General features: G+C 73.9%; 18 protein-coding genes. 6 read left to right on the top strand and 12 right to left on the bottom strand.

From position 1 onward, the window contains the following. The 4 genes from ACIBK9_RS22180 to ACIBK9_RS22195 are packed head-to-tail and all read left to right on the top strand — an operon-like array spanning position 1 to position 2,945. A complete protein-coding gene (locus ACIBK9_RS22180) occupies positions 1–1,203 on the top strand; it encodes a (Fe-S)-binding protein (protein ID WP_397161069.1) in 1,203 nt (400 codons plus the stop codon). Between the two features lie 2 nt (positions 1,204–1,205). Next, positions 1,206–1,949 carry an IclR family transcriptional regulator gene (locus ACIBK9_RS22185; protein ID WP_397161071.1) on the top strand — a complete coding sequence of 248 codons (744 nt, stop codon included), beginning with the start codon at positions 1,206–1,208 and terminating at the stop codon, positions 1,947–1,949. Positions 1,950–1,987: 38 nt separating this feature from the next. Continuing rightward, entirely contained in the window at positions 1,988–2,728 is a 741-nt protein-coding gene (locus ACIBK9_RS22190) for an IclR family transcriptional regulator (protein ID WP_397160721.1), read from the top strand. Positions 2,729–2,732: 4 nt separating this feature from the next. Next, positions 2,733–2,945, top strand: a complete 213-nt coding sequence (locus ACIBK9_RS22195) for a DUF2277 domain-containing protein (protein WP_352322770.1) — start codon at positions 2,733–2,735, stop codon at positions 2,943–2,945. Positions 2,946–2,969: 24 nt separating this feature from the next. Here ACIBK9_RS22195 and ACIBK9_RS22200 read toward each other — a convergent pair whose 3' ends face one another. After that, positions 2,970–3,380 (bottom strand): hypothetical protein, encoded by a 411-nt coding sequence (locus ACIBK9_RS22200; RefSeq protein WP_358291959.1) that lies wholly within the window; start codon positions 3,378–3,380, stop codon positions 2,970–2,972. Positions 3,381–3,473: 93 nt separating this feature from the next. Here ACIBK9_RS22200 and ACIBK9_RS22205 point away from each other — a divergent pair, with 93 nt between their 5' ends. Both ACIBK9_RS22205 and ACIBK9_RS22210 read left to right on the top strand, forming a co-directional pair. After that, on the top strand, positions 3,474–4,151 hold the full coding sequence (locus ACIBK9_RS22205) for a response regulator transcription factor (RefSeq protein WP_397160723.1): 678 nt from the start codon (positions 3,474–3,476) through the stop codon (positions 4,149–4,151). After that, complete coding sequence (locus ACIBK9_RS22210; RefSeq protein WP_387672373.1) at positions 4,148–5,407, top strand: sensor histidine kinase; 1,260 nt, start codon at positions 4,148–4,150, stop codon at positions 5,405–5,407. Before ACIBK9_RS22205 ends, ACIBK9_RS22210 begins: the two co-directional genes overlap by 4 nt. On the opposite strand, the gene ACIBK9_RS22215 is transcribed toward ACIBK9_RS22210, so the two are convergent. From ACIBK9_RS22215 to miaA, 11 genes are all read right to left on the bottom strand, one after another. After that, entirely contained in the window at positions 5,394–6,062 is a 669-nt protein-coding gene (locus ACIBK9_RS22215) for an HNH endonuclease family protein (protein WP_397160725.1), read from the bottom strand. The two genes, ACIBK9_RS22210 and ACIBK9_RS22215, sit on opposite strands and share 14 nt — an antisense overlap. Positions 6,063–6,122: 60 nt before the next feature. Continuing rightward, positions 6,123–9,224, bottom strand: a complete 3,102-nt coding sequence (locus ACIBK9_RS22220) for a 2Fe-2S iron-sulfur cluster-binding protein (protein WP_397160727.1) — start codon at positions 9,222–9,224, stop codon at positions 6,123–6,125. Then, complete coding sequence (locus tag ACIBK9_RS22225; protein ID WP_358291951.1) at positions 9,221–9,469, bottom strand: sarcosine oxidase subunit delta; 249 nt, start codon at positions 9,467–9,469, stop codon at positions 9,221–9,223. The genes ACIBK9_RS22220 and ACIBK9_RS22225 overlap by 4 nt, the downstream gene beginning before the upstream one ends. Further along, a complete protein-coding gene (locus tag ACIBK9_RS22230; RefSeq protein WP_364343325.1) occupies positions 9,469–10,671 on the bottom strand; it encodes a sarcosine oxidase subunit beta family protein in 1,203 nt (400 codons plus the stop codon). Before ACIBK9_RS22230 ends, ACIBK9_RS22225 begins: the two co-directional genes overlap by 1 nt. Next, positions 10,668–13,061 (bottom strand): FAD-dependent oxidoreductase, encoded by a 2,394-nt coding sequence (locus ACIBK9_RS22235; protein WP_397160730.1) that lies wholly within the window; start codon positions 13,059–13,061, stop codon positions 10,668–10,670. Before ACIBK9_RS22235 ends, ACIBK9_RS22230 begins: the two co-directional genes overlap by 4 nt. A gap of 82 nt (positions 13,062–13,143) precedes the next feature. Next, positions 13,144–13,767, bottom strand: coding sequence for a GNAT family N-acetyltransferase (locus ACIBK9_RS22240; protein WP_397160732.1), 624 nt, complete (start codon positions 13,765–13,767; stop codon positions 13,144–13,146). Between the two features lie 26 nt (positions 13,768–13,793). Further along, entirely contained in the window at positions 13,794–14,552 is a 759-nt protein-coding gene (locus ACIBK9_RS22245) for a glucose 1-dehydrogenase (RefSeq protein WP_358291943.1), read from the bottom strand. 1 nt (position 14,553) lies between these two features. Next, positions 14,554–16,833, bottom strand: coding sequence for a tetratricopeptide repeat protein (locus ACIBK9_RS22250; protein ID WP_387672355.1), 2,280 nt, complete (start codon positions 16,831–16,833; stop codon positions 14,554–14,556). Between the two features lie 19 nt (positions 16,834–16,852). Further along, entirely contained in the window at positions 16,853–17,608 is a 756-nt protein-coding gene (locus ACIBK9_RS22255) for a hypothetical protein (protein WP_387672352.1), read from the bottom strand. A 52-nt stretch (positions 17,609–17,660) separates the two neighbouring features. Further along, positions 17,661–18,473 (bottom strand): diaminopimelate epimerase, encoded by an 813-nt coding sequence (dapF, locus tag ACIBK9_RS22260; RefSeq protein WP_397160735.1) that lies wholly within the window; start codon positions 18,471–18,473, stop codon positions 17,661–17,663. Between the two features lie 9 nt (positions 18,474–18,482). Next, positions 18,483–19,388 carry a tRNA (adenosine(37)-N6)-dimethylallyltransferase MiaA gene (gene miaA / locus ACIBK9_RS22265; RefSeq protein WP_397160737.1) on the bottom strand — a complete coding sequence of 302 codons (906 nt, stop codon included), beginning with the start codon at positions 19,386–19,388 and terminating at the stop codon, positions 18,483–18,485. Positions 19,389–19,407: the final 19 nt, after the last annotated feature.

The following is a 19,407-nucleotide window of genomic DNA, read 5'->3' on the forward strand; positions in this document are numbered from 1 at the left end:
ATGGACCCGGAGCTGATCGGCGACTGCGTGCACTGCGGGTTCTGCCTGCCGACGTGCCCGACGTACGCGTTGTGGGGCGAGGAGATGGACTCGCCGCGCGGGCGCATCCACCTGATGAAGCAGCACGTCGAGGGCGTTCCGGTCACCCCGGAGATGGCCGGGCACTTCGACGCCTGCCTGGGCTGCATGGCGTGCGTCACGGCGTGCCCGTCGGGCGTGCGCTACGACCGGCTGATCGAGCAGACGCGCGCCGAGGTCGAGCGCACGCACGTCCGCGAGCCGCGGGATCGGGCGGTGCGGGAGATCGTGTTCAGCCTGTTCCCCCACCCGCGCAGGCTGCGGCTGCTGCGGCCGACGATGTGGCTGGCCGGGCGGATGGCGCCGTTCCTGACGCGGGTCCATCCGAGTCTGGGGGCCATGGCCGCGCTCGCGCCGCGCGTGGAGCACCGGCAGCGCCTGCCGCGCCTGGTCAGGGCCAGGGGCAGGCGCAGGGCCGTGGTCGGGATGCTCACCGGGTGCGTGCAGGGCGAGTTCTTCCCGCAGGTGAACGCGGCCACCGCGCGGGTGCTCGCGCTGGAGGGCTGCGACGTGCTCGTTCCGGCCGGGCAGGGCTGCTGCGGGGCGCTCAGCGTGCACGCCGGGCGCGCCGAGCAGGCCCGGCGGCTGGCCCGCCGGGCGGTCAGGGCGTTCCGGCGGGCGGGGGTCGAGACGGTCGTGGTGAACGCGGCCGGCTGCGGCTCCGTCATGAAGGAGTACGGCGAGCTGTTCGGCGCCGATCCCGGGTTCCGGGTGCGGGACCTGTCGGAGTTCCTGGCCGAGCTGGGCCCGGCGGCCAGGCGGCATCCGCTGCCGCTCACCGTCGCCTACCACGACGCCTGTCACCTGGCCCACGCCCAGGGCGTCCGGGCGCAGCCGCGCGAGCTGCTGCGCGGCATCCCCGGGCTGGAGCTGCGGGAGGTCCCCGAGTCGGCGATCTGCTGCGGGTCGGCGGGGACGTACAACATCCTGCAACCGGAGGCGGCCCGCGACCTCGGCGACCGCAAGGCCGGGGCGGTCGCCTCGACCGGGGCCGAGCTGCTGGTCTCGGCCAATCCGGGATGCACGATGCAGATCGCCACGGCGATGCGCCGGGCCGGGAAGGAGATCAGGGTGGCCCACACCGCCGAAGTGCTGGACGCCTCCTTGCGCGGGGTGTCGCTGTGAGCGTGCAGTCGGTCGAGCGGGCGCTCGACGTGCTGGAGGCGCTGGCCGAGCACGGCGGCGAGGCGGGGCTGTCGGAGATAGCGGCGCGGACGGGCCTGCCGTACGGGACCATCCACCGGCTGCTGCAGACGCTGCTCGCCCGCGGTTACGTGCGCCAGGAGTCCGACCGCCGGTACGCGCTGGGCGGCGGGCTGGTCCGCCTGGGCGGCATCGCGGAGAGCATGGTGGGCGGGTGGGCGCAGCCGTACCTGACGCGGATGGTGGAGCTGTCCGGCGAGACGGCGAACCTGGCGGTGCTCGAAGGCGACTTCGTCGTCTACGTGGCGCAGGTGCCCTCGCCGCGCAGGCTGCGCATGTTCGCCGAGGTCGGCAGGCGGGTGCTGCCGCACAGCACGGCCGTGGGCAAGGCGCTGCTGGCCGGGCGGGCGGCCGCGGAGGCGATGGCGGTGTTCGAGCGTACGGGCATGCCGCGGCGCACCCCGAACACGATCACCGACGCGGCCGGCATGCTGGCCGAGCTCGGCCGGGTCAAGGAGCGCGGCTACGCGACGGACCTGGGCGAGGAGGAGCTGGGCGTCCACTGCCTGGCGGTGCCCGTCCGGGACGGCGAGCGGGTGGTGGCCGCGATGTCGGTGTCGGGGCCGGCCGAGCGCATCGACGCCCTCGACCGCGACGAGCTGGCCGAGGGCATGCGGAGGATCGCCGCCGACTTCGGCCGCGAGCTCGCCCCGGCCTCGTCGAAGTAGCGCCTGCCGAACGACTCCGGCGGCTATTCTGTTGCGCTGTGAGCAACAGCACGACGGTTCAGTCCGTCGACCGGGCCATCGCGATCCTGGAGATCCTGGCCCGCGAGGGCGCCACCCGGGTGACGGACCTCGCGGTCGAGCTCGACGTGCACAAGTCCACCGCGTTCCGGCTGCTGGCCGCCCTGGAGCAGGGCGGGCTGGTGGAGCAGAGCGGCGACCGGGGGCGCTACCGGCTGGGGTTCGGCGTCGTACGGCTGGCCGGCGCGGCCACGGCCCAGCTCGACCTGTCCAGGGAGAGCCGCGAGGTGTGCCTGCGGCTGGCCGAGGCGGTCGGCGAGACCGTCAACATCGCGGTCCCCCAGGACGGCGACACGGTCAACATCAGCCAGGTGCGCGGCCCGGCGGCGATCAGCGGCCACAACTGGGTCGGCCAGCGCACCCCGTCGCACGCCACCTCCAGCGGCAAGGTGCTGCTCGCCTTCGGCGCCCTGCGCCTGGCCGGCGAGCTGGAGCGCTACACCCCGCGCACCGTCACCTCCCCGGACGGCCTGGGCCTGGAGGAGATCAGGCGGCGCGGCTGGGCGGCCACGGTGGAGGAGCTGGAGGTCGGGCTGAACGCGGTGGCGGCGCCGATCAGGGGGGCCGACGGCTCGGTGGTGGCCGCGGTCAGCGCGTCCGGGCCGTCCTACCGGCTCACGCCCGAGCGGCTGCCCGAGGTCGGTGAGCTGCTGGCCGCGGGCGCGAGGGAGATAAGCCAGCGCATCGGCTATTACCGTTGAGACCATGTGCAGAAGCATCAAGACCCTGCGGCCGCCGTACGCCGAGAGCGTGACCGAGGACGACGTGCGGGCCGCCGCGCTCCAGTACGTCAGGAAGATCTCCGGATTCCGCGCCCCTGCCGCCCACAACGCCGAGGCGTTCGACCGGGCCGTGGAGGCGATCACCAGGGCGTCCGAGGAGCTGCTGGGGGCGCTGGAAGTCCGCGGAGGTCGGTGACCCGTCCGCGCCCCGGCGGGCCGGTCAGCGGGTGGCGGGGCCGTCGGGGGCGCAGAAGATCTTGAGTTCGACCTCCTCGCCGTCCTCCGGCTCGAACTCGACCTTCGCCTCGCGGGCCGGGCCGGGCTGGACGCCGTCCACCGAGTAGCCCTGGGCCGGGCTCCAGGAGCGCAGGGTGACCAGGCCGCCGGAGCAGGAGGCGATCACCGTGCCGGCCTCGGTGCGCATGAGCCGGTCCTGGGCGCGGGCGGACGTCCGCGGCACGGGCGTGGCGGCGCGCGCGGTGGCGGTGGAGAGCGCGGCGCGCACCTCCGGCCCGCTGAGCACGCGGCTGGACGTGCCGGTCACCCCGGTTCCGAGCAGGCCGAGCACGGCCACGGCCGCCCCGGTCGCGGCGGCCGCGGTGACGGCCCAGGCCAGCACGAGACGCTTCACGCTCCCACCCTCCCCCACGTACGGCTAAGCGCAGGTTAAGGCGACGCTAACGATGCTCGGTGCATCACCACGGACCGTCTACGGTTTGGGTATATGGCTGACATCCTGCTCATCGAGGACGACGTGACCATCCGGACGTCGTTGAGCCGGGGCCTGCGCGATCTCGGCCACGCGGTCTCCTCCTCCCCGACCGCGCTGGAGGGGTTGCGGCTGGCCGTGCAGGACCGTCCCGACCTGATCGTGCTCGACCTGGGCCTTCCCGACCTCGACGGCGTCGAGCTGCTGCGCATGTTGCGGGCGGTGAGCAGGGTGCCGGTGATCGTGGCGACCGCCCGCGACGGCGACGCCGAGATGGTGCCCGTCCTGGACGCGGGGGCCGACGACTACGTGGTCAAGCCGTACAGCGCCCGGCAGCTCGACGCCCGGGTGCGGGCGGTGCTGCGACGCGCGGGCGAGGCCGCGCCGGAGCCGCTGGCCGTGGGCGGGCTGCGGGTCGATCCCCGGGCGCGCACGGCCACGCTCGACGGGGTGTCCCTCGACCTCACGCCGCGCGAGTTCGACGTGCTGCACTTCCTCGCGGCCCGGCCCGGCGAGGTGATCACCAAGCGCGAGCTGCTGACGGAGGTGTGGCGGCTGCCGTACGGCGGCGCCGACAAGACCGTGGACGTGCACCTGTCGTGGCTGCGCAGGAAGCTCGGCGAGACCGCGGCCGAGCCCCGCTACCTGCACACCGTCAGAGGCGTCGGGGTCAAGCTGGTCGGGCCGTCGTGAGGCGCTGGCTGGCGCTGCTGGTGGCGGCGACGACGTCGCTCGTGCTGATCGCCCTGCTGGTGCCGATGGCGCTGCTGATCGGCACCGTGGCCGAGAACGGCGCGATGAGCCGGGCCACCGCCGCCGCCGAGTCCGTCGCGGTCGCGGTCGGCACGCCTGATTTGCCGCTGGCCGTGGAGCAGGTGCCGCGGCGGGTGACGGTGTTCCTGCCCGGCGGGGGCACGATGGGCGCGCCCGCCGCCCGCTCCGACGCCGTGCGGCTGGCCGCGACGGGCCGCAGCGTGACCGCCGTCGCCCCCGGCGGCCGGGAGGTGCTGGTCTCGGCGCAGTCCCCCGACGGCACGGCCGTGATCAGGGTGTTCGTGCCGGACGACGAGCTGACGCACGGCGTGCGGGCGGCCTGGCTGGCGCTGCTCGTGCTCGGGCTGGGGCTCATGGTGCTCGGCATCGTGCTGGCCGACCGGCTGGCGCTGGCCGTGACCCGGCCCGTGGTCGGGCTGGCCCGCGTGTCGCATCGGCTGGCCGGCGGCGACCTGAGCGCGCGGGCCGAGCCGGGCGGGCCGCCGGAGGTGCGGTCGGTGGCGCTGGCGCTCAACCATCTGGCCGGGCGCATCGGCGACCTGCTGGCCGCCGAGCGCGAGTCGGTCGCCGACCTGTCCCACCGGCTGCGCACGCCGCTGACCGGGCTGCGGCTGGAGGCCGAGTCGCTGCGCGACCCGGAGGAGGCCGCCCGGGTCCAGAACAGGGTGGACGCGCTGGAGCGGGCGGTCAGCGCGGTCATCACCGAGGCGCGGCGGCGCTCGGCCGGGCGCGGCTCGTGCGACGCGGCCGAGGTGGTGCGCGAGCGGGTGCGGTTCTGGTCGGTGCTGGCCGAGGACCAGGGGCGGCCGGTGTCGGTGTCGCTGCCCGACGCGCCCGCGCCGGTCGCCGTCGGCGGCGAGGAGCTGGCCGCGTGCGTGGACGCGCTGCTCGGCAACGTGTTCGCGCACACCCCGGAGGGGACCGCCATGGCCGTGCGGCTGTCGTCCCGGCCGGGCGGGACGCTGCTGGTCGTCGAGGACTCGGGGCCGGGGTTCGACCCGGGGGCGCTGGAGCGGGGGATCAGCGGGGGCGGCTCGACCGGCCTGGGGCTGGACATCGCGCGGCGCACCGCCGAGTCGTGCGGCGGCACGCTCGCCGTCTCGGCGCCCGAGGGCGGCGGGGCCCGCGTGGAGCTGACGCTGACCGCCCCCGGCGGAGCCCTCAGCAGTCCTTGAGTATGCCTTCCATCGCGCTCTTCTCGCCGTCGGTGATCCAGACGTCGTACTTGCTCTTCACGTCGATCTGGCGGGCGATGTAGGCGCACCGGTACGCCTTGCGCGGCGGCAGCCAGGTGGCCGCGTCGGAGTCGCTCTTCTGGTTGTTCAGCGGGCCGTCCACCGCCAGCAGGTTCAGCGGGTCGTTGGCGAACTCCTTGCGCTTGGTGGGCGACCACTGCTGCGCGCCCTTCTGCCAGGCGTCCGACAGCGGCACCAGGTGGTCGATCTGGACGGCCGTGCTGGTGTCCTGGCCGCGCTTGAACTTGATGGTCTTGCCGCTGTAGGGGTCGTCCAGGGTGCCGGTGAGGACGATGCAGTCGTGGGTGCCCGACTTGAACGTCTCGTCCTTCAGGTCGCGCTTGAGGATGTCGTTGCGGGTGTCGCAGCCGTTGTGGTCGACGTCGGCCCAGGCGGGGCCGAACTCGTCGCGGTCGAAGCCGGTGCGCGGGGCTCGTCCCTTGACCTTGAGCTTGTCCAGCTTCTTGCGGGCGTCCGAGACCGACGCGGAGTCCGGTTTGGCCGGGTCCGGGCCGCCCGACTGCGCCTCCAGGCCGCCGCAGCCGGCCAGCATCGTCACCATGGCCAGACCGGCCGTGAACGCCCGTGTGCGCACGTGATCCCCCAGACTTCGGTTTTCGTAAAGTCTAGGTATAGCAAGTACCCCTAAATGGTCTTATAACGCTAAAAGGGCGTCCAAGAGCCACTCTGCCAGGTACGCGGTGAACGACGACCTGACGTGGATCCGGTACTCACCGGCCGCCCGCCGTTCCAGGATCACCGAGGCCCGGCCCAGCAGCGTCTGCGCGTGCCCGGGGAACACGTCGGGATGCAGGTCCACGGGACAGCCGGTGATCAGGACGTCGTCCGCCATCGGCCCGGACAGCTCCAGGATCGTCCGCTGCCCCGAGACGTCCACCCAGCCGGGCCCCGGCGCGGCGTCCCCGGTCACCAGCCACCACGACGGGCCGAGCCGCAGGCCCACGCCGGGATCGGCGCCCCTGACCTCCCACATCGGCTCGAACGGCAGCTCGCGCAGCCGCACCGACGGCCCGCTCGCCGCCGCGAACCGGTCGGCGAACGCCGCCGCCGGGCTCTCCCGCGCCGGAACGCCCCCGAGTGCCGCGGGCGCGTCCTCCTCCAGGGGGTCGCCGTCGCGGCGGGTGTTGCCCGGGTCGTACAGGACCGGCTCGACGACCGTCACGCCGGTGGCCGCCGCCCCCGACACCGCCGTGAGCCGGTCCCCGGGCACGACGTCCCTGACCATGGCCAGCCCGAACGTCCGGCCGAGCGCGGCACTGGCGTAGCCGGAGGTGACGTGCCCCAGCATGGGCGCGCCCGGCCCGCCCCTGACGAGCTGGGCGCCCTCCTCGATCGGCGTCGCGGGGTCGTCGGCGAGCAGGCCGACCAGGCGTTTGCGGCCCTCGCGGGCGGTGTCGGGGCGCGCGTGCGAGCGTTTGCCCACGAAGTCGGGCTTGCGCGCGGAGACGATCCACGACATGCCGAGGTCGTGCGGCGTGACCGTGCCGTCGGTCTCCTGGCCGACGATGGCGAACCCCTTCTCGGCCCGCAGCACGTGCATCGCCTCGGTCCCGTACGGCACCGCGCCCAGCTCCAGCACCGCCTCCCACAACGCCCTGCCGTACGGCCAGGGCACGTTCACCTCGTAGGCCAGCTCGCCGGAGAAGCTGATCCGGAACACCCGGCCGGGCACGCCGAGCACGTCCGTCCCGGCGTACCGCATGAAGGGCAGGCCGAGCGCGCCGGGTGCGACGGCGGCGATCACCCGCCGCGCCTTGGGGCCGGCCACGGCGACCGTCGCCCAGTGGTCGGTGACCGAGGTGAAGGAGACGTCGAGCTGCGGCCACTCGGTCTGCCGCCACTCCTCCAGCCAGTCGAGCACCGCGGCGGCGTTGCCGGTGGTCGTGGTCATCAGGTAGTGGTCGGCGGCGAGCCTGGTCGTGGTGCCGTCGTCGAACACCATGCCGTCGGCCCGGCACATGAGCCCGTAGCGGCAGGCGCCGACGGCGAGCGTGGAGTACAGGTTGGTGTAGATCCGGTCCAGGAACGCGCCCGCGTCCGCGCCCCGGATGTCGATCTTGCCCAGGGTGGAGGCGTCCATGGCGGCGACGGAGGTGCGGGCGGCCACGCACTCGCGCGCCACGGCGGCCTCCATGGTCTCGCCGTCCAGCGGGAAGTAGCGGGGGCGTTTCCACTGGCCGACGTCCTCGAACACCGCGCCCACCGCGACGTGCGCGGCGTGCATGGCGGTGGTCCTGACCGGGTCGGAGAGCGCGCCGCGGTCGCGCCCGGCCAGCGTCGCGAACGACACCGGCGTGTACGGCGGCCGGAACGTGGTCGTGCCCACCTGCCCCGGCGCGGTCCCGAGCAGCGCCGACATCACGCCCACGACGACCGTCCCCGACGTCTTGCCCTGGTCGGCGCCGGTGCCCGCGGTGGTGTAGCGCTTGACGTGCTCGACCGAGCGCATCCCGGTGCCGGTCGCCCTGGCCAGGTCGGCCACGGTCACGTCGCGGTGCAGGTCGGCGAAGGCGGGCTCGTCGCCGTCCCCCTCGACCAGCCACAGCGCGGCAGGTGGCCGCGGGGGGCGCTCGTCGCAGTCGGGCACGCGGAGTTCGCGGGCGGCGGATCCGGCGGCCTCCCGGCCGGCGGCGTGGCCGTCGGCGATGGCCTCGCGGGTGCCGTACCGGCCGCGGCAGGCGCCCGCGGAGCGTTCGGCCTGCGCCGAGACGTCCGGGACGAACGCCTGCACTCCCTCGTCGAAGCGCACCCGTCCCTGCGACTGGCTGAACAGGTGCACGGCGGGGTTCCAGCCGCCCGCCACGGCCAGCAGGTCGGCCTCGATGTGCCGCTCCCCCACCCGCACGCCGGTCAGCACGCCGTCCGCGCCGGCCGTGGTGCCGGTGATCACCTGCCCGGCCAGGGCGTCGGGGGTGAGTCCTGCGGGGCGCGGGTCGACGATCGCGGCGATCTCCACGCCGGCCGCGCGCAGGTCCGCGGCGGCCTCGTAGCCGGAGTCGGCGCAGGCCAGGACGACCGCGCGGCGGCCGGGCAGCACGCCGTACCGGTTGGCGTAGGCGCGGGCGGCCGAGGCCAGCATGACGCCGGGCCGGTCGTTGCCGGGGAAGGCGAGCGAACGCTCGTGGGCGCCGGTCGCCAGGATGACCCGGCGGGCCCTGATGTGCCACAGCCGCTCGCCGCGCGCCCGCCGCTCGACGGCCACCACGTAGTTGTGGTCGTGGTAGCCGACGGCCGTGGTCCTGGTGAGCACCCGCACGCCGGACAGGTCGAGCGAGTCCACCCAGTCGAGCGCGGGCGCCCCGTCGAGCAGCACCCGGCTGTTCAGCAGATCGCCGCCGAGGCGGGGCTGGTCGTCGAGCAGGATCACCCGGGCCGCGCGCGCCGCGGCGGCCGCCGCCAGCCCGGCCGGGCCGCCGCCGACCACCAGCACGTCGCAGTGCAGGTAACCCTTGTCGCAGCGCCGGTCGTCGGCCGCGTCGAGGTCCACCCGGCCCTTGCCGCGCAGGCTCCACGCCTCCAGCCCGTCGTACAGCTCCACCGTGGTGGCCGCCAGCATCGGGTCGGCGCCCACGCGGACCAGGGCGTTCGGCTCCTCGGGACCGGCCGAGAAGACGCCGCGCGGGCGGCCGGACTCCACACCCCGGCCCACCACCCGCACCCCGTTGCGCAGCAGTGCCGCGGCCAGCGTGTCGCCCGGCTCCCCCTGGAGGGGACGGCCGTCGAAGGTGAACCTCATGGCGCCTTCCTGATCTCGTGCGTGACCGTGTGCCGTTCGACGGTGAACCAGGTCCGGCAGCCGTGCGTGTGGAACCAGCGTTCGCGGAACCAGCCCTTGGGGTTGTCGCGCAGGAAGACGTAGGCGGCCCACTCCTGGTCGGACAGCTCGCCGGGGGCCTGCGGGTAGGGGATCCCGGCCTGGCCGCCGTAGTGGAACTCGGTCTCGTCGCGGGGGCCGCAGTGGGGGCAGTCGAGCAGCAGCATCAGTGGGCCACCGCCGCCGCGCCGTGCTCGTCCACGAGCGCGCCCGTGGTGAACCGCTCCAGCGCGAACGGCTCGGCCAGCGGGTGCGGCCGGCCGTTGGCGATCGTGTCGGCGTACACCCAGCCGGAGCCGGGGGTCGCCTTGAAGCCGCCGGTGCCCCACCCGGCGTTGACGTAGAGGCCGTCCACGGGGGTGGCGCCGATGATCGGGGAGGCGTCCGGCGAGACGTCCACGATCCCGGCCCACGTCCGCAGCACGCGGACCCGGCTGAACAGCGGGAACAGCTCCAGGGCCGCCGCCATCTGCGCCTCGATCACGTGGCACCCGCCGCGCTGCCCGTAGGAGTTGTACGCGTCGATGCCCGCCCCCATGACCAGCTCGCCCTTGTGCGCCTGGCTGACGTACACGTGGACGGCGTTGGACATGACGACGCAGTCGAGCACCGGCTCCAGCAGCTCCGACACCAGCGCCTGGAGCGGGTGCGACTGCAGCGGCAGCCGGATCCCGGCCCGTTCGGCCAGGACCGAGGTGTGCCCGGCCGAGGCGAGCGCCACCGTGCCCGCCGCGATGGGCCCGCGCGAGGTGCGCACGCCGGTCACCCGGTTGCCGGTGATCTCGAACCCGGTCACCTCGCAGCCCTGGATCAGGTCCACGCCGTACGCGTCGGCCTGGCGAGCCAGCGCCCAGGCGACGTGGTCGTGCTTGGCGATGCCGCCGCGCCGCTGCAAGGTGGCCCCCAGGACGGGGTAGCGGGCCCGGCCGGAGACGTTGACGATCGGGCAGAACTTCCTGACCTCGTCGGCGTCCAGCCATTCGGCGTCCACGCCGTTGAGCCGGTTGGCGTTGACCCGCCGCCTGCCCTCGCGCACGTCGTGCAGGTTGTGCGCCAGGTTGAGCACGCCGCGCTGGCTGAACTGCAGGTCGTAGTCCAGTTCCGCGCTCAGGCCCTCCCACAGCTTCAGCGAGTGCTCGTAGAGGGCGGCGCTCTCGTCCCACAGGTAGTTGGAGCGGATGATGGTGGTGTTGCGGGCCATGTTGCCGCCGGCCAGCCAGCCCTTCTCCAGGACGGCGACGTTCGTCAGGCCGTGGTTCCTGGCCAGGTAGTAGGCGGTGGCCAGGCCGTGCCCGCCGCCGCCCACGACGACCACGTCGTAGGAGGGCCGCGGATCGGGGTTGCGCCAGAGGAAGCCGGGGTGGGTCAACGTCTGATCTTCTCCATCCGGGGGTCGAACAGCGGCTCGGCGGCGACCTCCGCGGGCACGCGGCGGCCGAAGTACGAGATGTCCACCCGCGTCCCCGCTCCGGCCAGCTCGGCCGGCAGCCAGGCGTAGGCGATCGGACGGCCGATGGTGTGCCCGTACGCGGCGCTGGTGACGTACCCGGCGACGCGCCCGGCGTGCCAGACCGGTTCCTTGCCCATGACCACCTCGGCGCTGAGCAGCGGCACGAGCCTGCGCGACGGTTCGGCGCGCAGCGCGTCGCGGCCGTGGAAGTCCTTGTCCTCCTTGACCGCGAAGCCCAGCCCGGCCTCGTACGGGTCGTGCTCGGTGGTCATGTCCACGCCCCAGAGCCGGTACCCCTTCTCCAGCCGGAGGCTGTTGAACGCGGCCCGCCCGCCCGCGACCGGCGTCCCGGCGGACCGCAGCGTGTCCCACAGTTTGAGCCCCATGTCGGCGCCGGTGTAGAGCTCCCAGCCCAGCTCGCCCACGTACGAGACGCGCATCGCGAGCACCGGCACCTGCCCGACGTACCCGGACCGGCAGGTGAAGTAGCGGAAGCCCTCGTTGGACAGGTCCATGTCCGTGAGCCCCTGCACCAGCTCCCTGGCCTGCGGCCCCCACACGCCGACGCAGCAGGTGCCGGGCGTGATGTCCCTGATGTGCACCCCGCGGGGGGCGTGCCGGGTCAGCCAGTCGAGGTCGAGGTTGCCGTTCGCGCCGAGCTGGAACCTGTCCTCGGCCAGCCGCGCCGCCGTGAGGTCGGAGCGGATGCCGCCACCGGCGTCCAGCAGCAGGGTGTAGGTGACCGTGCCGGGCTTCTTGTCCACGTTGTTGGTGGTCATGTGCTGGAGGAAGGCCGCCGCGCCCGGACCGCTGACCTCGATGCGCTTGAGCGAGGTCATGTCGTAGAGCGCGACCCGCTCGCGGGTGGCCCACGCCTCGGCGGCCGCGATGGGCGACCAGTGACGGGCGGCCCAAGCGTCCCGCCGGTCGGCGCCGATCCGCGGCTCTTCGAGGCCGGCGAGCAGCGGCTCGTTCGCCTCGAACCAGTGCGGCCGCTCCCATCCGGCCGACTCCAGGAAGTACGCGCCCAGCTCCACCTGACGCGGATGGAACGGGCTGGTCCGCATCGGCCGCGGCGACTCCATGGGCTGCAACGGGTGGATGACGTCGTAGACCTCGACGAAGTTCTGCCTGCCGCGCTCCTCGACGTAGGCGGGCGACAGCTGCGCCTGCTCGAACCTGGCCAGTTCGCACTCGTGCAGGTCCACCTGCGACCGGCCGGTCACCAGCAGCTCGGCGACCGCCCTGGCCACCCCGGCCGAGTGCGTCACCCAGACGGCCTCGGCCAGCCAGAACCCGTCCAGGTGCGGCGCCTCGCCGATCAGCGGGAAGCCGTCGGCGGTGAAGGAGAAGACGCCGTTGATGCCGTCCTCGTACTTGGAGCCGGCCAGGGCGGGCAGCAGCTCGGCGGCGTCGCGCCAGGCGGGTTCGAAGTCCTCCTCGGTGAACGACTGGACCGAGGGCATGGTGGTGCCCTTGGGGCCGATCTCGTGCTGGGTGACCGGCATGGGGCGGTGGGCGTAGGAGCCGATGCCGATGCGGTCGCCGTGCTGCCGGGCGTACAGGTCGCGGTCCTGGTGGCGCAGGATGGGGCCCTCGGGCTGCGGGGGCAGGGGGCCGGACTTCGCGTACTGGTGGGCCAGCGGCAGCAGCGGCACGCTCAGCCCGGCCATCTCCCCGATCGACGGGCCCCAGAATCCGGCCGCGCACACGACCACGTCGGCCGGGATCGTCCGGTACTCCCCCGCGGCCAGGCAGGAGACGCCGGTGACCCGGCCGCCCTGCTGCTCGACGCCGGTCACGGTGTGCCCGCCGAGGAAGCGCGCCCCGCGTTCGGTGGCCCGCGCCGCCTGCGTCTCGCCGCAGGCCACGGCGGCGGCCAGGCCGTCGCTCGGCACGTGGAAGCCGCCCAGCACCCGGTCGCGGTCCAGCATCGGCCACAGCTCGGCGCACTGCGCGGCGTCCAGCAGGCGCCCTTCGACGCCCCATGACTGCGCCCAGCCGAGCTTGCGGTGCAGGTCGGTCCAACGCTCGGGGGTGGTGGCCACCTCCAGGCCGCCGACCTGGCGGAAGCAGTGCGCGCCGAGCGCGGTGTACTTGCGCACGGTGTAGGCGGCGAACTCGGTCATGGTCTTGGACGGGTTCGTCTGGAAGACCAGGCCGGGGGCGTGCGAGCTGGAGCCGCCCGCGGCGAAGAGCGGGCCCTGCTCCACCACGGTGACGTCGCTCCAGCCGCGTTCGGTGAGCTCGTCGGCCACCGCGCACCCCACGATCCCGGCTCCGATGATCACCACGCGCGGCCGACCCATCACGCCTCCGGTTGTTCCTTAATACGCAACACGCACCGGACTACGCAACGAACATAAGGCCCTGGCTCCCCGCGGACAAGAGCTAGCCGAGCGGCGAGGTGTCCCGTCCCAGGTACGTCACCGGCCCGGCGTCGGCCACCGCCAGCTCCGCGAAGCCGAGCCGGTCGTAGAAGGCCCGCGCGGGCGCGTTCGTGCTGACCATCCCCAGATGCAGCCGCGGCACCCCGGCGGCGCGCAGGCCGTCGACGAAGGCGCTCATGAGCCGGCGTCCCCAGCCCTTGCCCTGCCAGTCGGGCAGCAGGTCGATGTGCAGGTGGGCGGGGTGGCCGGCCAGCTCGGGCACCAGCATGCGCTCGGGCCGGTGGTGCAGGGCGAGCATCACGTCGTCCGCCGTGACCGGCGGGTCGGCAGGAAGGGGGCAGCGGGCCGCGGCCGCCGAGATCCACTCCTCGCGGTAGCGGCGGACGAACGCCGCCGTGTCCGCGGTGCCCACGACGTAGCCGACGGCCTGGCCCGTGCCGTCGTCGACGACGTGGGCGTGCTCGGGCTCCAGGGTGACGTAGGGGGCGGCGAAGATGTCGCCCATGAGCAGGTCGGAGGCGTACTGGCCGCGGGCGTCGCCACCGGCGTCGGCCGTGCGCACGCAGATGTCGTAGACGGCGGCCAGATCGGCCGGACGGTAGGAACGTACGAAGGGGGCGGTCATTCCCGACAACGTACTAGAAGGACCGTCTAGGTGATCAGGATGCCGCCGTCCACCGGCAGCGTGACACCGGTGACGTACGACGAGGCGTCGGAGGCCAGGAAGACCGCCGCCGCCACCAGCTCGGCCGGGTCGCCGGGCCGTTTCATCGGCACCCGCAGCTCCAGCATGCGTTCCAGGTAGCCGGGCGGGTACTGCTCGGTCATCTCCGAGGCGAAGAACCCCGGCTCCAGGCAGTTGACCCGGATGCCGCGCCGGGCCGTCCACTGCTGGGCCAGGTCGCGGGTGAGCCCTGCCACGGCCGCCTTCGACGCGCTGTAGGCGGCCTGCGGCAGCCCGGCGGTGGTCGCGCCGAGGATGCTGCCGATGTTCACGATCGACGAGCCCGGCCGCATCACCCGCGCGCACGCCTGCGCCATCCAGTACGTGCCGTGCAGGTTGATCTCCACCACCCGGCGGAACTCCTCGGGCCGCTCGCGCAGCGCGGGCACGGCGGTGCCGACCCCCGCGTTGTTGATCAGCACGTCGACCGCCCCGAACTCGGCCACGGCCGCGGCGACCAGCGCGTCGCACTCCTCCGGCGCCGCCACGTCGGTCGGGACCGGGAGGCAGCGGCGCCCGGTCTCCTCGACCAGGCGCCCGGTCTCCGCCAGCCGGTCCGCGCGCCGGGCGCCGATCACGACGTCGGCGCCGGCCTCGGCCAGCCCACGGGCGAAGGCCACGCCCAGCCCCGACGACGCGCCCGTGACGATGGCGACCTTGCCGTCGAGGCTGAAGCGCTCCAGCACGTCAGAGCCCGTATTCCTTGACGATGCGCTCGTGCCGCTCGACCTCGACGTCGATCTCGCGGGCCAGGTCGAGCCAGGCCAGCGGGTGCACCCAGCGCTCGGTGGCGTCGTCGAGCAGGGCGTCGACCTCGGCGGCCGACACGTCCGGCGGCACCGCGACCCAGCCGAACACGCCCGGCAGCGACTCGCCGCTGGTCGGGTGGGTGACGGTGTAGTTCTCGTCGCTGTAGACCCACATCGGCCAGCCGCGCTCGGCCATGACCTCGGTGAACTCCGCCCAGTCCTCCTCGCTCGGCGCGGCGCCGTCGAAGAAGTAGCTGGTGTAACCGCCGGGACGCAGGATGCGCACGGCCGCGAACGGCGGCACGAAGTTCTGCTGCTCCTGCGGGTCTTCCGGGACGGGCTCCAGCAGCTGCGGGTCGAACACGACCAGGTCGCCGGCGTTGTAGTCCATGCCGCGCGGCTGCGGCAGCGCCAGCCGGGCGGTGGCCGGGCCGGTGCGGATGGACAACACCTGGCGCTGGCCGCCGTCGGGCGCCGGGAGGATGAGCCGGATCAGGCCCATCTCCTCCTCGATCGGGCCCTGCTTGGACTTGATCGGCATGCCGATCTTGGCCGCGCCCTTGCGCACGGTGTCCCAGTCCTCCGCCGAGGTGGCCATGACGACCATGCGCCAGACGTCCTCGTCGGTCAGCTCGTCGAGCACCTCGGCCAGGACGCCGGCGGCCCTGTCGTTGTGGTCGAGCTGCTGGGCGGCGCCGGACAGCAGGCGCCTGGCCTCGATGCCGGCCCCGGCCGCGACCGCGTGCTCGGCGGCGTCGAGCGTCTCCGGCCAGCGCTCGCGGGCGCTGTGGAGCCTGGCCAGCGCGAGGTACTGGGCGGCGTGCGGCAGCAGCGCGGCCATCTGCTCCAGGCGCTCGTCCTGGCGGGCCTCGATGAGCAGGGTGGTCAGGTAGGCGATGTCGTCGGGGTCGGCCGAGGCGATGTCGCCGGAGTCGACCAGCAGCTTCCAGTAGATGTCGGCGCCCGCCGCGGGGAAGCCGAGGAAGCCGAGCGTGGTGGTGTGGCGGCGGGTGGCCTCCAGGTCCTGCCCGGACAGCGGCGCGAGCCAGCCCACCCACTTCTCGGGGTCGGCGTTGAAGCCGTCGGCGGCGTCGAACAGGCCGACCCGCTCGGTCAGGGGCCCGGGGGCCGCGGGCTCGGAGGTGGCGTCGGCGGCGGCCCGCAGCGCGGCGACGCGCTCGGTCAGGTCGCCGGTCTCGCCGCGCAGCTCCGCCGCGCCGGACTCGGCCAGGTCGGCCAGCAGGCGGGCCTGCCACACGCCGTTCCTGGCCAGGGCCAGCTCGCCCGCGACCAGCGCGAGCTCGACGCGGGCGCGGTAGCCGCCCATCATGCCGAAGTAGTCGATCCACTGGCGCAGCACCCGGCCGAGCTGCCAGGTGTTGGTGATCTGGGAGGATCCGGCCAGCTTGGCGACCGCGCGCGACCACTCGACGAAGACCCGCGGGTGCTCGCCGACCACGTCGAGGTCGGGCAGCGCGTCGACGGCCTCGGCCGTGCGGCCGAGCTCGGCCAGGATGAGCGCGCGGCGCACGCCCTCGCGGTGGGCCTTGGCGGGCGGGTCGTCGGGGGCGAAATCGGCGGCGGCCTGCAGGGCGGCCAGCGCGTCGTCGGCCCGGCCGGCGGCCAGCAGGGCGCGGGCGCCCTCGGCGCCGAGCTCCCAGCTCGCCTCGCGGCCGGCCGTGCGCAGCCGCTCGACCGCGGACTCGGCGTAGGCGACGGCCTCGCCGGCCTTGCCCGCGTCGACGAGCGCCGCGACGTACTGGGTGACCAGGCCGCTGAAGGCGGGCCGCTCCGGGCTCATGCCCTCCAGGAAGGCGCCCACCGTCTCCAGGCGGTCACCGGCGTAGCCGGGGCCGTCGGTGTTGGCCCACACGACGGCCATCGCCTCGACGGCGGCCGGGGTGGCCGGGCAGTCGCGCACGTCTTCGCGCTGGGCGAACGTGAGCAGCTGCCGCGCGTCGTCGATGGCCACCGCGCCCTGGGCCCGGTCGCCGATGCGGCCCATGAGGTGCCAGTAGCGGGCGTAGAACTCCAGCCAGGGCAGCTCCAGCGTCTCGGCCTGCTGGGCGATGGCCGGGGCCATCACGTCGAGCTGCGGATACCGGCCCTCGTAGGCCTGTGCGGGAAGGTCTCCCAGCGCCATGGCGAGGCCAACGTTGCCCGCCTCGGAAAGCTGCTGCTGGGTTTCGCCGACCCAGGCCCAGATGTCCACGTCCATGGGCAGTCAGTCTGCCAGGTCAACGAGCGTGCCCAAAACGCAGAAGCTCGATCAGCTCGTCCGATTCGCTGTCGCGCAGGACCGAGAAGACCGGGGCCATCAGGTCGTCGGTGGTCTCCTCGACCTGGGCCCGCCGCGCCACGACGTCGGGGCCGGGGGTGGCGTAGGGCTCGGGCCAGGTGAAGAACCTGGCGATCGTCACGCCGTCGGCGTAGCCGAAGGGGGTGGTGTCGTGGACGGCGGCGAGCGTGGCCTCCAGGGGGTGCAGGCCGGCCGCGAGCACGGCGTTGGCGTGCAGGCCCCCGCGCAGCTCGCGCAGGACGTGCATGAGCTGGACGGCGCGCGCGGGCGGGTCGTCCGGCAGCGGCACCGCCCGCCAGCCGGCGAACAGCGGCGCGCCCACCGGCGAGGCCTGCGCGACGACCGGTTCGAGCAGCTCGGCGATCCGGGCGCAGCCGTCGTGACCGCCGAGCTTGCGCCGGCCCCACTGCCTGCACGCCTCGGTGTAGAGCTCGACGGCCTGCTCGACGGGCATCTTCCTGCCGCCGTTCCAGCTCTCCTCGACGTGGGCGGCGGGGAAGAAGACCGCCACCGAGGTGACCACGTCGGCGTGGCACTCGCCGAGCACCCCGCAGCGCCCGCGGAAGTACAGCTCGCGCGGGCCGAGCCCGTGCTGCTCGCAGACGGCCTTGGCCTCGCGGGAGACCATGAAGCCGCCGCCGTACTGGCCGATCGGCGCCTTGACCTGGACCGCCGTGGTACGCGGGTCCGCCATCCTCAACCCCTCTTCGGTTCGGAAAGTGGACCCAGCATCCCTCAGGAGAACATCATTCTGCAAGCATCAGCTCGCCGCTCGCCAGGATCACCGCCGGGCCGGACAGGTAGCTCGTGTCCTCGTCGAGGATGACGGTCAGCGAGCCGCCGGTGACCTCGACGGTCCAGGTGCCGGTGGTGTCGCCGGACATGTGCGCGGCGGCCACGGCGGTCGCCACGGCGCCGGTGCCGCAGGAGCGCGTCTCGCCCGAGCCGCGCTCGTAGACCCGCATCACCACGCGGCTGACGCCGACCGGGTTGAACAGCTCGATGTTGACGCCCGCCGGGAACACCCCGGTGTCGAAGCCGGGCTGGTGGCTGAGGTCGAGCTGGACGACCGGGTCGCCGATCGCGCAGGCCAGGTGGGGGTTGCCCATGTCGACGTGGAGACCGGGGTACTCGTGTCCGCCGACGCCCGCCACGCTCTCGCCCAGCACGGCCGGCTTGCCCATGTCGACCGTGATGTCGCCGTTGGGCTCGACCCGGACCCGCCGCGGGCCGCCCCTGGTGGCCAGGCAGAACTCCGTCCCCTCCACCAGCCCCGCGTCCACCAGGTAGCGGGCGAAGACGCGTACGCCGTTGCCGCACATCTCCGCGACGCTGCCGTCGGCGTTGCGATAGTCCATGAACCAGTCGGCCACCGCGGCCTGCTCGGCCACCTCGGTGTGCTCCTTGGTCCTGGCGACCCGGAGCACGCCGTCGGCGCCGATCCCGGCCCGCCGGTCACAGATCTTGGCCACGAGCGCGGCCGTCACTTCCACGCCGTCGTCGGGATCGGGCAGGATGACGAAATCGTTCTCGGTGCCGTGCCCCTTGAGAAACCGCATTGCCTGAGTTTATGCCGCACCCGGGTCGGCGATGTGCGCCAGGGATCGTTCAAGCAGGTCGGGGGCGTCGTACGGGAGCCAGCGCACCCGCGGGTCGCGACGGAACCACGACTCCTGGCGGCGGGCGAAGCGCCTGGTGGCCCTGACCGTCTCGGCGAACGCCAGCTCCTCGGTCCACTCCCCCTCCAGGAACCGGATGACCTGGGCGTAACCGAGCGCGCGGCCCGCCGTGCGCCCCTCGGCCAGGCCCTGCCCGAGCAGCGCGCGGACCTCCTCGACCAGGCCGGCCGCCCACATGCGCTCGACCCGCAGCTCGATGCGCTCGTCCAGCACGGGCCGCGGCACCTCCAGGCCGAGCTGCACGCTGGGATAGACGGCGTCGTAGGACGGCATGGTGGCCGAGAACGGCCGGCCGGAGTGCTCGATCACCTCCAGCGCGCGCACGATGCGGCGGCCGTTGCTCGGCAGGATCGCCTCGGCGGCGGGCGGGTCGAGCTCGCGCAGCCGCTCGTACAGGGGGGCCGGGCCGCGCTCGGCCAGCTCCGCCTCCAGCCGGGCCCTGATCACCGGGTCGGTGCCGGGGAACTCCAGGTCATCGAGGGCCGCGCGGACGTAGAGGCCGCTGCCGCCCACCAGCACCGGTACGTCGATCTTCGCGAACAGCTCCCTGGCCAGCCGCTGGTACTCGGCGACGCTGGCCGTGACCGTGACGTCCCAGATGTCCAGCAGATGGTGGGGGACGCCGCGCTGCTCGGCGGGGGTGAGCTTGGCCGTGCCGATGTCCATGCCGCGGTAGAGCTGCATGGAGTCGGCGTTGACGCACTCGCCCCCGAGCCGGAGCGCGAGGTCGACGGCGAGATCGGACTTCCCGGCCGCCGTGGGGCCCACGACGGCGATGACTGGCTGCTGGCGCACACCGACCAGTGTGTCAACT

The organism is Nonomuraea sp. NPDC050227, assembly GCF_044459705.1.
Classification (GTDB): Bacteria; Actinomycetota; Actinomycetes; order Streptosporangiales; family Streptosporangiaceae; genus Nonomuraea.